19 protein-coding genes are annotated in these 12314 nt (G+C 31.3%); 11 read left to right on the top strand and 8 right to left on the bottom strand.

Going from position 1 to position 12314, the window contains the following annotated elements:
• Window positions 1-3: 3 nt before the first annotated feature.
• From EW14_RS04375 to EW14_RS04365, 3 genes are read right to left on the bottom strand one after another with little or no spacing between them, the layout of a single operon-like run.
• Window positions 4-324 carry an urease subunit beta gene (locus EW14_RS04375; protein ID WP_042850289.1) on the bottom strand — a complete coding sequence of 107 codons (321 nt, stop codon included), beginning with the start codon at window positions 322-324 and terminating at the stop codon, window positions 4-6.
• Window positions 325-326: 2 nt separating this feature from the next.
• Window positions 327-629 (bottom strand): urease subunit gamma, encoded by a 303-nt coding sequence (locus tag EW14_RS04370; protein ID WP_011818334.1) that lies wholly within the window; start codon window positions 627-629, stop codon window positions 327-329.
• Window positions 630-679: 50 nt separating this feature from the next.
• Window positions 680-1582 carry an urease accessory protein UreD gene (locus EW14_RS04365; RefSeq protein WP_042850287.1) on the bottom strand — a complete coding sequence of 301 codons (903 nt, stop codon included), beginning with the start codon at window positions 1580-1582 and terminating at the stop codon, window positions 680-682.
• A gap of 48 nt (window positions 1583-1630) precedes the next feature.
• On the opposite strand from EW14_RS04365, the gene ureE reads away from it, so the two are divergent.
• The 8 genes from ureE (at window position 1631) to urtE (ending at window position 8602) form a co-directional block, all read left to right on the top strand.
• Window positions 1631-2080 carry an urease accessory protein UreE gene (gene ureE, locus EW14_RS04360; protein ID WP_042850286.1) on the top strand — a complete coding sequence of 150 codons (450 nt, stop codon included), beginning with the start codon at window positions 1631-1633 and terminating at the stop codon, window positions 2078-2080.
• Window positions 2073-2759 carry an urease accessory protein UreF gene (locus tag EW14_RS04355; protein ID WP_042850285.1) on the top strand — a complete coding sequence of 229 codons (687 nt, stop codon included), beginning with the start codon at window positions 2073-2075 and terminating at the stop codon, window positions 2757-2759. Before ureE ends, EW14_RS04355 begins: the two co-directional genes overlap by 8 nt.
• 3 nt (window positions 2760-2762) lie before the next feature.
• Window positions 2763-3374, top strand: a complete 612-nt coding sequence (gene ureG / locus EW14_RS04350) for an urease accessory protein UreG (RefSeq protein ID WP_042850284.1) — start codon at window positions 2763-2765, stop codon at window positions 3372-3374.
• 128 nt (window positions 3375-3502) lie between these two features.
• Complete coding sequence (gene urtA / locus EW14_RS04345) at window positions 3503-4780, top strand: urea ABC transporter substrate-binding protein (protein WP_042850283.1); 1278 nt, start codon at window positions 3503-3505, stop codon at window positions 4778-4780.
• Window positions 4781-4862: 82 nt separating this feature from the next.
• Entirely contained in the window at window positions 4863-6017 is a 1155-nt protein-coding gene (gene urtB, locus EW14_RS04340; protein WP_042850282.1) for an urea ABC transporter permease subunit UrtB, read from the top strand.
• The gene (gene urtC, locus EW14_RS04335) at window positions 6017-7147 is read left to right on the top strand and encodes an urea ABC transporter permease subunit UrtC (RefSeq protein WP_042850280.1); all 1131 of its coding nucleotides are present in this window, start codon (window positions 6017-6019) and stop codon (window positions 7145-7147) included. The genes urtB and urtC overlap by 1 nt, the downstream gene beginning before the upstream one ends.
• Window positions 7140-7889: an urea ABC transporter ATP-binding protein UrtD gene (urtD, locus tag EW14_RS04330; protein ID WP_042850278.1), complete on the top strand. Its 750-nt coding sequence runs from the start codon at window positions 7140-7142 to the stop codon at window positions 7887-7889. Before urtC ends, urtD begins: the two co-directional genes overlap by 8 nt.
• A 2-nt stretch (window positions 7890-7891) precedes the next feature.
• Window positions 7892-8602: an urea ABC transporter ATP-binding subunit UrtE gene (gene urtE, locus EW14_RS04325; protein WP_042850277.1), complete on the top strand. Its 711-nt coding sequence runs from the start codon at window positions 7892-7894 to the stop codon at window positions 8600-8602.
• Between the two features lie 31 nt (window positions 8603-8633).
• Here urtE and EW14_RS04320 read toward each other — a convergent pair whose 3' ends face one another.
• The 4 genes from EW14_RS04320 to EW14_RS04310 form a co-directional block, all read right to left on the bottom strand.
• A complete protein-coding gene (locus EW14_RS04320; RefSeq protein ID WP_042850276.1) occupies window positions 8634-8813 on the bottom strand; it encodes a hypothetical protein in 180 nt (59 codons plus the stop codon).
• Between the two features lie 257 nt (window positions 8814-9070).
• Window positions 9071-9244 carry a hypothetical protein gene (locus EW14_RS10260; protein ID WP_197049614.1) on the bottom strand — a complete coding sequence of 58 codons (174 nt, stop codon included), beginning with the start codon at window positions 9242-9244 and terminating at the stop codon, window positions 9071-9073.
• A 403-nt stretch (window positions 9245-9647) separates the two neighbouring features.
• Entirely contained in the window at window positions 9648-9962 is a 315-nt protein-coding gene (locus EW14_RS04315) for a hypothetical protein (RefSeq protein ID WP_042850274.1), read from the bottom strand.
• Between the two features lie 127 nt (window positions 9963-10089).
• Complete coding sequence (locus EW14_RS04310) at window positions 10090-10488, bottom strand: hypothetical protein (RefSeq protein ID WP_042850273.1); 399 nt, start codon at window positions 10486-10488, stop codon at window positions 10090-10092.
• Window positions 10489-10564: 76 nt separating this feature from the next.
• Here EW14_RS04310 and EW14_RS10255 point away from each other — a divergent pair, with 76 nt between their 5' ends.
• From EW14_RS10255 to EW14_RS04300, 3 genes are all read left to right on the top strand, one after another.
• Window positions 10565-10714 (top strand): hypothetical protein, encoded by a 150-nt coding sequence (locus EW14_RS10255; RefSeq protein ID WP_197049613.1) that lies wholly within the window; start codon window positions 10565-10567, stop codon window positions 10712-10714.
• A 94-nt stretch (window positions 10715-10808) separates the two neighbouring features.
• A complete protein-coding gene (locus tag EW14_RS04305; RefSeq protein ID WP_042850272.1) occupies window positions 10809-11105 on the top strand; it encodes a hypothetical protein in 297 nt (98 codons plus the stop codon).
• Between the two features lie 336 nt (window positions 11106-11441).
• Window positions 11442-11624, top strand: a complete 183-nt coding sequence (locus tag EW14_RS04300) for a hypothetical protein (protein WP_032517015.1) — start codon at window positions 11442-11444, stop codon at window positions 11622-11624.
• Between the two features lie 23 nt (window positions 11625-11647).
• Here EW14_RS04300 and EW14_RS04295 read toward each other — a convergent pair whose 3' ends face one another.
• On the bottom strand, window positions 11648-11989 hold the full coding sequence (locus EW14_RS04295) for a hypothetical protein (RefSeq protein ID WP_042850271.1): 342 nt from the start codon (window positions 11987-11989) through the stop codon (window positions 11648-11650).
• Window positions 11990-12314: the final 325 nt, after the last annotated feature.

The raw sequence follows: 12314 nt of genomic DNA, 5'->3' as shown, positions 1-12314 counted from the left end.
ATTTTAAGTATCTAAAGAACCGTTAACCAATGAATTGAAACCATGTGCAATTCTTAACCCTGAATAAGGAACTAATTTGACATCAGTTGTATCTCCAGGTTCAAATCTAATTGCCGTTCCTGCAGGAATGTCAAGACGCATACCAAGTGTTAATTCTCGATCAAAAATTAAAGCCTTGTTAGCTTCAAAAAAATGATAATGAGATCCAATTTGTACAGGTCTATCTCCAGAATTAGAAACTTTTACTGTTTTCATTTCCTTACCAAGATTTAATTCGATTTCACCTTGTTCAGGAATTATTTCGCCTGGAATTAAATTACTCATAACTAGTTAATCGGATTGTGGATAGTAACTAACTTTGTCCCATCAGGAAAAACTGCTTCTATTTGGACTTCATCAACCATTTCAGGAATGCCCTCCATAACTTGTGATTTTGAAAGCCAAGTAGTTCCCTCTGACATTAATTGACTTACACTTTTTCCATCTCGAGCTCCTTCAAGGACTTGAAAACTCAAAAAAGCAATTGTTTCAGGATAATTAAGCTTAAGACCTCGACTAAGCCTTCTCTCAGCTAAGAGCGCAGCAGAAAAAATCAATAATTTATCCTTTTCTTGAGGGGAAAGATGCATAATAAAAAATTAATCTATAAATTCTTAAAAAAGGTTCTTTCTGAACATAATTAATAATTCATAGAATCTTGTAAAGGCCATACACCTTGATATTTTGGCTCACAAAATCCACTAACAGACCTAATTTGTTTCCAAATACAAAAAAAACATTTCCTAGCTTCCTGAGAAGAACTACCAAGGAATCTTACAGAGATTCCATTTTCAAGGTTCCCAATAGATAAATTATTATCAGTTTCATTAAAAATCTTTTTTATATTTACAACAAGATTATTTATTTTTGACGCAGAAAAATCTTTTTCGCAAATCCAAATTAAAGATCCAAAAACAGGCATGTAATCCATACCTGACTTGGCCGCATAACTTGCCTTAGATAATTCAATTTGATCAACATATTCCCAATCATCATATAAATCATTATTTCTCATAATTTCTAATTTAGACCTAAAAACTCCACTCTCAATAGATTCTCCAGAAGAAGACCGTCCAAGTCTTATTAAATCAGTAAATAAAAAACTTGAAGTTTCTGAAATAGATACTTTAAACTTTTGCTCATATAAACCATTTGCAAAGATAATTGTTTCTTGAGGGAGATATTCCAAATGAGAATTATCAAGAATATTTATGAGATTTTTTTGCTTTGAAAAAGTTCCTTTTGGATTGATTTTAGATATCCCAACTGATCCATATACTTTCTGAGCTGAAGAAGTAGTCAACAATACCTTAGAGTTTTTTTCAAGATTTACCTCAAACTCAAGTAAATCGCCGCCAACCAATCCCCCTGCAGTATGAAGAACAGGTAAAATGCACCTGCCCTCCTGATCATGAGTAGACTTTAATATCTTGTAAGGAGAAGTTGATTTAGATTTAAAGATTGTTTTATCAACATTTCCTAAACTTGCTTTATTATTGAAAAAATTTAAGAAACAATTACCTTCCCAAGGAGTTTTAATCATAAATTGTTTTCTTTAATTACTAAATTAAAGTAACTAAAAATTTTGATTATGAGAATGAATAAACAAATTGTTGTAACTGATTGGATTAAGGAAAAACCGAAATTAGGTTTATTTTTAAAACTTACCCTAAGTTCAGATGAAAGAAGAATCTTACGAGGAAAAAGATTAACTGATTGTGATCAAGAAATAATTTTACAATTACCTAGAGAGGGCAAATTAAATGATGGAGATATTCTTTCAACTAATGCGTCCAATTTTTATGTTGAGATAATTGCCAAAAAAGAAAATTTAATTGAAATAAGTTCAAACTCTAAAATTGAACTTATTAAAACTGCTTATCATCTTGGGAATAGGCACGTAGAAGTAGAAATCGAAGAAGGTATCCTTCTAACAAAAAGTGATTATGTTATTAAAAATATGCTTCTTAATTTTAAAGTTGATGTAAAAAATACGAAAAAAAAGTTTTTTCCGGAAAGAGGTGCCCATAGTCATGACTAAAAGTCACTTATTAAAATATTTATTAATAAGTCCTAACTTACCAGTTGGAGGATTTTGTTATTCAGAGGGAATGGAGAGTTTTCTTCATAATAAAAATTTAACAGATTCAAATTCTGTAAAAGAATTAATCATAAGTGAGCTAGAAATTGGTCAAATAAGATTAGATGCAAGTCTTTTACTAGCTTTTTTTGATATTTTCAAGGAGATAAACAATCGCAAAAATTTAAAAGGTAATTTGCAAAAGCTAATGAGTTTGGATAAATGGATCCTCTCATCAAAGGACTCTTTCGAAATGAGAGAACAACAAATTCAAATGGCAAAATCTCTCTTCGATTTAACCAAAGAATTTGGATTTGAATATCTATATGAAAATAATAAAAAAAGCTCCTGGTCATTAGCGTGGAGTTGGGCTTGTTATTGTTTTGAAATTACAAAGTTAGAAATGATTGAGAATTTTTTCTATACATGGAGTGCCAACCAACTTAGTGCTGCGTTAAGAATTATTCCTATTGGGTCAACAAAAGCACAATTAATTCAGAGAGACTTATTAGCAATAATTTCAAAAGTTTCTAAAGAAATTATGGACAAAGAAATTGATGACATCTATTTTGGCAATGTAGGCTTAGCTATGGCACAACAAAATCATAATGACCTTTATACAAAACTTTTTAGAAATTAATTTATGAGCAGCAAATTGAGAGTAGGGGTTGCTGGGCCTGTAGGTTCAGGGAAAACTGCATTAGTAGAGACTCTATGCTTAAGCCTGAAAAAAAATTATGAGATAGCAATTGTCACAAATGACATCTACACCAAAGAAGATGCTAACTTTCTTATAAATAAAAAGGTTTTAGAGGAAGGAAGGATTATTGGGGTGGAAACAGGAGGTTGTCCTCATACCGCGATAAGAGAGGATTGTTCATTAAATAAAAATGCAGTTTTAGATTTAGAAAATAAATATAATCCTTTAGATTTTGTTTTTGTAGAAAGTGGAGGTGATAATTTAGCATCTAGTTTTAGTCCAGAACTTGTAGATTTATCAATATATGTGATTGATGTATCTGCCGGAGACAAAATTCCTAGAAAAGGGGGACCAGGGATAACAAGGTCGGATTTATTATTAATAAACAAAATTGACCTAGCAGATAAAGTTGGTGCAGATTTAAATATTATGAAAAGTGATACTGAATTTATGCGAAAAGGGAAACCTTGGTTTTTTACCAACCTAAGTATCGGCATAGGAGTTGAAGAAATAACTCAATTTTTAGAATCACATATACCCAACAATCAAAACTAGAAAAATGTTCATTAGTAATATATTGGATTCAACAAAAAGTTACGACTGATACAAAACGAATCCTCACTCGTTAATAACTTTTACTTTATCCCCCTATTGAGGGTCAATTACCTAATTTATCCTAATTCATGAGAATTTCAAGGCGTATTTTGGCAGGTTTAGCTACTGCCTCACTTGCGATCACAGCAACTTCATGTGGTGGAGGCGGAACCTCCGGAAGTTTCGATGACACAGTAACCGTTGGTATTTTGCATTCGTTATCTGGAACAATGGCTATCTCTGAATCAACTCTTGTTGATACAGAAAAAATGGCTATTGAAGAGATAAATGCTGCTGGTGGTGTTACAGTTGGCGGCAAAAGCTACAAAATAGAATACATAGTTGAAGATGGTGCATCTGACTGGCCTACTTTTGCTGAAAAATCAAAGAAACTTATAGACCAAGACGGAGTTCCTGTCGTATTTGGTGGATGGACATCTGCAAGTAGAAAGGCAATGTTACCTGTCTACGAATCAAAAGATGCGTTCCTCTACTACCCAATTCAATATGAAGCTCAAGAATGTTCTAACAACATTTTCTATACTGGTGCCACACCAAACCAACAATCGGAACCCGCGACAGATTTCATGTATAAGCGTTCTCCCGCAGCTGGTGGAGATTTCTTCCTTGTAGGTTCTGATTATGTTTTCCCAAGAACTTCAAACACAATCACAAAAGCACAGGTAAAACAGTTAGGAGGTAAAGTTGTTGGAGAAGATTACCTTCCATTAGGAAATACTGAAGTTGCTCCAATTATCTCAAAAATCAAAAAGGCGCTTCCTGAAGGTGGAATAATCATTAACACACTTAATGGTGACCAAAATGTTGCATTCTTCAAACAGATTCAAGACGCAGGAATCACACCTTCGAGTGGCTACTACGTAATGAACTATTCAATTGCTGAAGAAGAGATTAGTACAATTGGTCCTGAATTCCTTGAAGGTCACTACGGCGCTTGGAACTACATGATGTCAATTGATACTCCTGCATCTAAGAAATTTGCTAAAAGTTTCAAGAAAAGATGGGGAGCAGATCGTGTTGTAGCTGATCCTCAAGAATCTGCTTATAACATGGTTTACTTATGGAAACAAGCAGTTGAAGATGCTGGAACTTTCGACGACAACGCAGTAAGGGAAGCCCTAGTTGGACAAAAATTTGATGCTCCACAAGGTCCAGTTGAAGTTATGCCAAACCATCACTTATCTCAAACAGTAAGAATTGGAGAGATTAATGCAGAGGGTGGCTTTACAATTCTTGAAGAGACAGGAGTTGTTCTTCCTCAAGCATGGAACCAAAAGCATCCAAGCTCAAAAGGATTTGCATGCGATTGGACAGATCCTTCAAAAGGTGAAAAGTATAAGCTTTAATTTAATTAAAACCTATGCTTCAAAACAAAAGGAGGTTAACACCTCCTTTTATTTTATATAAACAAATATTTTCTTTTTCAAATTGGAGTTACTTCTCGACAGTCTTTTTAATGGTGTTGCGATCGGATCTGTACTACTTGTTGCTGCATTAGGTCTTGCGATTGTTTTTGGTCTTATGGGTGTTATTAATCTTGCCCATGGAGAACTTATGATGCTTGGGGCTTACACAACATACGTAACACAATTAATTTTCAAATTACCTCTATTAAAACCCTTCTACAATTCATACATAATAGTTTCAATTTTCCTTGCTTTCATTGTTAGTGGAGTAGTAGGCATTCTCCTGGAAAAAACCATAATAAGGAAGCTTTATGGAAGTCCACTAGAAACTCTTCTCGCCACTTGGGGCGTTAGCTTAATTCTTCAACAATTTGTCAGAAGTGTACCATTGGCTTATGGGACCGGTCTAGTTATAAGTCTTATAATTGGTCTATTTTTACCAACAACGTTTCCTCCAAAGATAAAAGAATCAATAAATTTCAGATATTTTAAATTTAGTTCTTGGGTATTGGCTGCTTTAACTGGGGTTCTCACCGGTAGCGTTATTTCATCCACTGTAAGCAAACTAAGTAGAGCGAGTGCTCGTAATGTTGATGTAACAGCTCCCTCATGGATGAGAGGTCAAGTAGAAATTTTAGGAACTGCATTTCCTAAAACAAGATTAATGATAATTGTAATTACACTTATCTCAGTAATAGCAATAACGTTATTTCTAAACCAAAGTGCTTGGGGGATGCGTATAAGAGCAGTTACTCAGAACCGACAAATGAGTGACTGCCTTGGTATATCTACTGAAAAAGTGGATATAATCACCTTCGGAATAGGATCTGGATTAGCAGGAGTTGCTGGAGTAGCAGTATCACTATTAGGTTCTGTAGGACCAAATGTTGGAGGAAATTATATAGTTGGCTGTTTTATGGTTGTAGTGCTGGGAGGAGTAGGAAATTTATTAGGTACAGTACTTGCTTCCTTTGGCATAGGAATAATGACGGATTTAATTGGTGCTGGGAGGCTCTTATCAATATGGCCAGATATGCCTTTACCACTCTCAAACACAATCAACTTTTTTGCGACAACAAGTATGGCAAGAGTAATGATATTTGCATTAATAGTTATATTCTTGCAATTTAAACCCACAGGTTTATTTCCTCAAAAAGGCAGGATGGTTGAAAACTAATGTCTCTAAGAAAATTTAAATTTGATAAAAGAATAGTATTATCATTCTGGATAATATTAATAGCTCTAATAATTGCAGCACCAACCTTACTTCCTGTATTTAGATTAAATCTTCTGGGTAGATACTTATCTTTGTCCATAGTTGCTCTTGGTGTAGATCTTATCTGGGGATATACAGGTCTACTAAGTCTTGGACAAGGTATATTTTTTGCATTAGGTGGGTATTGCGCAGCAATGTATTTGCAAATAACCAGCTCTTCTGAATTCCCAAATAATATTCCTGAATTTTTTGCTTTATATGGTGTTGAAAAATTGCCTTTTTTCTGGGAACCGTTTAAATCGCCAATTTTCACCTTCTTCGCTATCTGGATAATTCCAGCATTAGTTGCTGGTTTAATTGGATTTCTTGTTTTCAGGAATCGAATCAAAGGAGTTTATTTTTCTATACTTACCCAAGCTTCTCTTCTTGTGTTCTTTAACTTCTTTAATGGACAACAAAAACTTATAAATGGAACAAATGGATTAAAAACAGATGTAACACAAATATTTGGTCAGATGGTAGGTTCTGAGTCCATGCAAAGAATATTCTTTTGGATAACGGCCATACTAGTTATAGCCTCATGGTTTTTTGCAAAGTGGGTAGTTAGAGGAAGATTTGGAAATATTCTTATAGGAATACGAGATGATGAACCAAGAGTTAGGTTTACAGGATATAACCCAGTTATATTCAAGACTATAGTATTTTCTATTGCTGGAGGTCTCGCTGGAATTTCGGGAGCTTTATATACTGTTCAGTCTGGAATAGTGTCACCTCAATTCATGACAGTTCCCTTTTCTATAGAAATGGTTATATGGGTTGCTGTTGGAGGTAGGGGAACTTTATTGGGAGCAATACTAGGAGCAGTTTTCATCAACTACGCAAAAAGTCTAGTAAGTGAAGCTTTACCTGCTAGCTGGATGTTTATCCAAGGTGGGTTATTTATCTTAGTTGTAACAGCTCTGCCAGAAGGAGTATTAGGATGGATTCAAGGAGATGGTCCTAGGAATCTTCTTCAAAGATTTGGTTTGAGAAGAAAGATTGAAACCTATCCAAGCTTAGAAGTTAACAATAAGGAGGGGAATAATGAATAATAAAGATCTTCTAAATCTAATAGATATTACTGTTAGTTTCGAGGGTTTTTTAGCTCTCAACAAACTTAATTTAAATTTAAAGAAAGGAGAATTAAGAGCTGTAATAGGACCCAACGGGGCAGGTAAAACAACATTTCTTGATGTAATAACTGGAAAGGTTAAGCCAACAAAAGGTGAAGTAATTTTCAAAGGAAAATCTTTAGTAGGTAGAAAGGAGCATAAGATTGCTCGACTTGGAGTGGGAAGAAAGTTCCAAAGTCCAAGAATCTTTGAAAATCTAACAGTTAAAGAAAATCTTGAAATATCAGTGTCAACTCCTAAAAGTCCCTTAAACCTTATAAATAAATCTATTAAGGAAGAGCAGCTTAATGAGATTGAACGTCTTATGAAGATTGTCAATTTAGCACAAAAAGTTGATTCAAAAGCTGGTTCTTTATCACATGGCCAAAAACAATGGCTCGAGATAGCCATGTTAGTAGGACAGAAGCCAGATTTAATGTTAGTTGATGAACCTGTTGCTGGTTTAACTGATGAAGAAACTGATCTTACAGCTGATTTATTAAAATCATTTTCAGGAGAAAATACTGTAGTGGTAATAGATCACGATATGGAATTCATAAGAAGACTTGATAGTAATGTTTCAGTATTAAATCAAGGCACAGTATTATGCGAGGGGACAATGGAAACTATACAAAAGGACCAAAAAGTTATTGATGTTTATCTAGGAAGGCCTGAGGATTAATTATGAAAAACTTATTGGAAATCAAATCATTGAATACATATTATGGTGAAAGTCATATTCTCAGAGATGTAGATTTAAATGTTCAATCAGGCGAAATGGTTTGTTTGATTGGAAGAAATGGAGTTGGCAAAACAACTTTATTGAAATCACTTATTGGTTTGTTAAGACAAAAAAAAGGCGATATTTACTTGATTGACGAAAATATCAATAGAAAAGCACCTCATCAGAGGGCGAGAAAAGGAATGGCTTACGTCCCTCAAGGGAGAGAAATTATTCCATACCTATCAGTTGAAGAGAATCTTATGTTAGGAATGGAGTCGCTGCCAGGTGGATTATCAAAGAACAAGAAAATAGATCCATTTATTTATGATCTTTTTCCAATCCTAAAAGATTTTCTACAAAGGAAAGGAGGAGATCTCAGTGGTGGACAACAACAGCAACTAGCTATTGCAAGAGCATTGCTGGGCAAACCTAAACTACTATTACTTGACGAACCAACAGAAGGTATTCAGCCAAATATAGTTTTAGACATAGAAAATGCAATCAATCAGATAATTAAAGATACAGGAATTGGTGTTTTATTAGTAGAACAACACTTGCATTTTGTAAGACAAGCCAATAGATATTATGCGATGCAAAGAGGAGGTATTGTTGCTAGCGGAAATACTAGTGAGTTGAGTCAAGCAGTTATAGATAAGTTCTTAAGTGTTTAAATAAATTATTCTAGATTACTAAAAACTTTTTTCATTTTTCGCATCTTATTAGGTCAATACTGTTTGGATGTTCATTTATATACTTATTAAATTCCATTGCTAGTGTTCTAGCCTCGTAAGCGTCAGAAGCATAAAAACAATTTTCTAATCTTATGTTTTGAAAATCACGGTAATGCACTGTATATGGCTTCAACATAATATTTTGGTTCATTTTAATTTACTAAAAAGCAATTAAGTGATATCTCAACCATGCACATGTTCGTAAAATTAAAGCACTACTTTTGTTGTTATCAAAATATATTCAAATAGATTATGTATTTAAAAATACTTAATGAAGAAAAAAGTAATTAATCTATTTTTTTTTATTTTTAGAATCCTGCTTTTTACCTTCTATTAAAAAAACAAATTTAGATAAAATATAGCCAAAAACTGGAACCCAAAACTTTTCATAAAAAAATTTCATAAAAATTAAGCAGCCAATGATTCGTCATCTATAGTTGCATTTTTATTTATAAGCTTCAAATCTATAGAATTAAATAAATGTTGCATAAGAAGAAAATCAAGTTCCCCTTTTAACAAATTAACATCGGATGAAAGTAGATCATCAACAAAATCATCAAAAGTATCTGAAAGAAGATTCACAATTAAAATTTATTTTTGCCATTATGATCTCATTAACAATAAAAGTCAACAAAATTTGAATATTAATTTTTGAATTTTTTGTAAATTAATTAATCAAAGACTAAAAAATTAAATAATAAATATTAACAAGCAAAATAACAGATTTAATATCAAGCTTAAGGTTTTTGAATTGAATTTCATTTATCTCGCATTTCTTAATTTTATATCACTCCTGATTTGCATTATCAAAACGATAATACACATATTTGCTAAAAAGAAATTTAAAGAATGCATCATCAAACCTTTTAATATATTTATAGCAAGACTATTGATGTGCCAATTAGGAAAGAATCACTTAAAAAATTTTTAAACGTAAAAAATTTTTATAGCAATCAAATTTGATATTTATAGATAATTTTAAATATTATTTTTTAATTAGCTCGAAGTATCCATTTCTATTTAATAAGTACTTATCAAACCAAAGACTTAATAAATTGTCTAATCCTATTCCATCCATTTTATTTATTTGCGAAGTCTTATAGTCTGAGAGGGCAAGCAATAAATACGGAAAAATCATATCAGAAACTCCTTTTGGCAGTTTTTCTAAAGGGACACCATGCGCTCTATCCCATAAAATTTGCATATCCTGTGAGAACAAAGAACTCCAATAACTAAAATTACAATATAACTTATCTGGTGGGAGTAGATTTACAGATAGAACTGGGAGAGATGAATTCATAGAAATAAATATTTTATCGATTAATAGAATTTAGGTTTTTGAAATGTTGAAAAATAATTTTAATATGCGAATCTCCTATAAATGCAAATTTAATTTAACGCACAGTGTATCACTTAGCAACACTTTATTAAGTGTTATATTTATCTATCATTTCCTGAAATTTTAGGAATGATAAAAACTTTTTATAAGTTTGCAAATCAAAAGACTCATGATTTGATTCATTATGATGGGTTGAGTTACTAGGATTAAAATGATTTCCTAATTTAGTATTAATTGGGAATTTATCATTATCTATTAAGTTAACAGAATTATCAGATATGTTTTGTGAATTATACTTATTAAACTGATATGCTTGAGCTATTTTTCCATTTTTTTTATTAAATATACCTCTTGTAGAAAGTGCCTCTTCAACCAAAATACTTATTATTTTTGAATTACTTAAATTGTTCTCTATGCTCAACTTGTCGATTATTCTCATAACCTCTTCTCTAGGAATAAAACCAACTCTTCTTTTCTTGGTAGGCATTTAAAAATTAATTAAAGTTCAGCACTTGACTGTCATAAGTGTTGCACTATATTCATTATAAGTCAATTAAATGCTTATGATTATTCCAACAACCTTACTTTTAGGAGCCCTTGGATATCTTTTCTACACCTCAAAAAGAGAACTTTCACTAGATCACAATGACCTTATAGAAAACCAACAAGAGAAGGATGATTTGTATAAAGATTTGGAAGATCTATTTATTTAAAATTACTGTAATGAGTACTAAAGAACTTTGTTTCTTGACTAAAGATATACAAAACCTTAAACATAATTAAAATAAATATATCGATATAAAATCAATGACTGTACATCAAGATTACGAAATAAAAATCAATCTAAATGAATTGATTGAGAAGAGAATTCCATGTTGTGATTTACTTCATCCAGAGCATTGTCTAACAGAACAACAAGTCTCTGAAATTGCGCATGATATTCGTATGGATTTAAATTTGCATGATCTTTACAAGCAAGTGGATCAACACATTATGAATTATGTAAATGCAGCTGGTATTGATAACAAAGATCATTGGGTTGAACCTCATCTTCCAGATTTGGATAGAGATTTAAAAGAAGAAGTAGGTATAGAATTTGATTAATCTTTTTTCCTACAAAAATGATTAATATATGTATTTTTTTTCTAAATCATCAATTAATTTATAAATACTTTTAGCTGATCTTTTTCTTTTTTTTAAAATTGTAAAAACTATAGATCCAATCAGTACTGCAAAAATAGGTGTGAAAATAATAATTTCATGATTCATAACCATCTAACAGAAGTATATTATTTAAATTATTAAAAAGTCTGAATCAATAAAATAGGTACTTTATACAAATATATTTCACTATAAACAATTAAGATTTTTTATAAAGGAGAAAAAGAATTAAAATTTTTTGTAAATTATGTAGATATAAATTTTAATACAATAAAGATAATGATTAATTATTTTGCCTTAACAGTAACTGAGATGGGGATCGGTAAAATAGAATTAGCAGTTATTGGGGCAGTAATTTTAATATTTCCAATTTTATTTGTTTATGCATCTAAAAACTTGGATGCTAAGGGGGTTTTCGAATGGATGATGGAGAAACCCAATGATTGGATAGGTAAAAAATAAAATTTTTAAAATTTTACATTTTTCTAGTTAAATTTTAAATTTTCTAAATTACTTATTGCAAAATCATAAACCTGGCAATTATTTTCTAAATCATTTACTATCGAATTTTTCAGAAGAGAATAATCTATAAACTTATTGAGTTTATTATTTTTAAATTCCTTATTAGTCTCTCCAATAGCAAATGCCAAAGCTCCTTCATAAGAAATACCGAATTTGGAAGTGTTGCAGTATGTCCTAGTGAACTTATTAGAAATCTTTTTAGTATACTTTTCAAGAGTCTTAAAAGAAGTATCCAATGAGTAAACTGGACTACTAAAAAGAAGAAGCAAAGTTAAACTGAATATAGTAAAAACTCTTTTGATCATAGTATTACATAAATTGCAAGTTTAATATAATTTAGAATTTAAAAATGCCGACTATGTTTTATTAAAAATATAAAAATCTAAAATTTGTCTACCGAAACAGATATTTCATATTTTGGAAGATAAAAACTCTCTAAATGAGTATTTTATAGTTTGAATTTTTTTTGGTAGTTTTTTCAAAAAACGCCTAAGTGTTTTTGGCATAATAAAAAAACATATCAATAATTAATTGATAACAAATAATACTTGGGTATTCAATAAATAATTATCCAAAAATAACTAAATTAATTATTAAATATATATGTTGTGCTATGGAAATGTATTTGAA

The sequence above is a fragment of the Prochlorococcus sp. MIT 0604 genome, assembly GCF_000757845.1.
In the GTDB taxonomy this organism is placed as follows: Bacteria; Cyanobacteriota; Cyanobacteriia; order PCC-6307; family Cyanobiaceae; genus Prochlorococcus_A.
Note: the sequence above shows the minus strand (reverse complement) of the source record. Positions and strands in the feature narration are given on the sequence as shown.

Bases quoted from the DNA above. Each gene is read 5' to 3' on its own strand.
- urtD (WP_042850278.1), top strand. From the start codon at position 7,140: ATGAATAATAAAGATCTTCTAAATCTAATAGATATTACTGTTAGTTTC.
- EW14_RS10255 (WP_197049613.1), top strand. From the start codon at position 10,565: ATGATTATTCCAACAACCTTACTTTTAGGAGCCCTTGGATATCTTTTC.
- EW14_RS04365 (WP_042850287.1), bottom strand. From the start codon at position 1,582: ATGATTAAAACTCCTTGGGAAGGTAATTGTTTCTTAAATTTTTTCAAT.
- EW14_RS04300 (WP_032517015.1), top strand. From the start codon at position 11,442: ATGATTAATTATTTTGCCTTAACAGTAACTGAGATGGGGATCGGTAAA.
- EW14_RS04310 (WP_042850273.1), bottom strand. From the start codon at position 10,488: ATGCCTACCAAGAAAAGAAGAGTTGGTTTTATTCCTAGAGAAGAGGTT.
- EW14_RS04295 (WP_042850271.1), bottom strand. From the start codon at position 11,989: ATGATCAAAAGAGTTTTTACTATATTCAGTTTAACTTTGCTTCTTCTT.
- urtA (WP_042850283.1), top strand. From the start codon at position 3,503: ATGAGAATTTCAAGGCGTATTTTGGCAGGTTTAGCTACTGCCTCACTT.
- ureE (WP_042850286.1), top strand. From the start codon at position 1,631: ATGAGAATGAATAAACAAATTGTTGTAACTGATTGGATTAAGGAAAAA.
- EW14_RS04370 (WP_011818334.1), bottom strand. From the start codon at position 629: ATGCATCTTTCCCCTCAAGAAAAGGATAAATTATTGATTTTTTCTGCT.
- urtE (WP_042850277.1), top strand. From the start codon at position 7,892: ATGAAAAACTTATTGGAAATCAAATCATTGAATACATATTATGGTGAA.
- ureG (WP_042850284.1), top strand. From the start codon at position 2,763: ATGAGCAGCAAATTGAGAGTAGGGGTTGCTGGGCCTGTAGGTTCAGGG.
- EW14_RS04315 (WP_042850274.1), bottom strand. From the start codon at position 9,962: ATGAATTCATCTCTCCCAGTTCTATCTGTAAATCTACTCCCACCAGAT.
- EW14_RS04320 (WP_042850276.1), bottom strand. From the start codon at position 8,813: ATGAACCAAAATATTATGTTGAAGCCATATACAGTGCATTACCGTGAT.
- EW14_RS04375 (WP_042850289.1), bottom strand. From the start codon at position 324: ATGAGTAATTTAATTCCAGGCGAAATAATTCCTGAACAAGGTGAAATC.
- EW14_RS04305 (WP_042850272.1), top strand. From the start codon at position 10,809: ATGACTGTACATCAAGATTACGAAATAAAAATCAATCTAAATGAATTG.
- EW14_RS04355 (WP_042850285.1), top strand. From the start codon at position 2,073: ATGACTAAAAGTCACTTATTAAAATATTTATTAATAAGTCCTAACTTA.
- urtC (WP_042850280.1), top strand. From the start codon at position 6,017: ATGTCTCTAAGAAAATTTAAATTTGATAAAAGAATAGTATTATCATTC.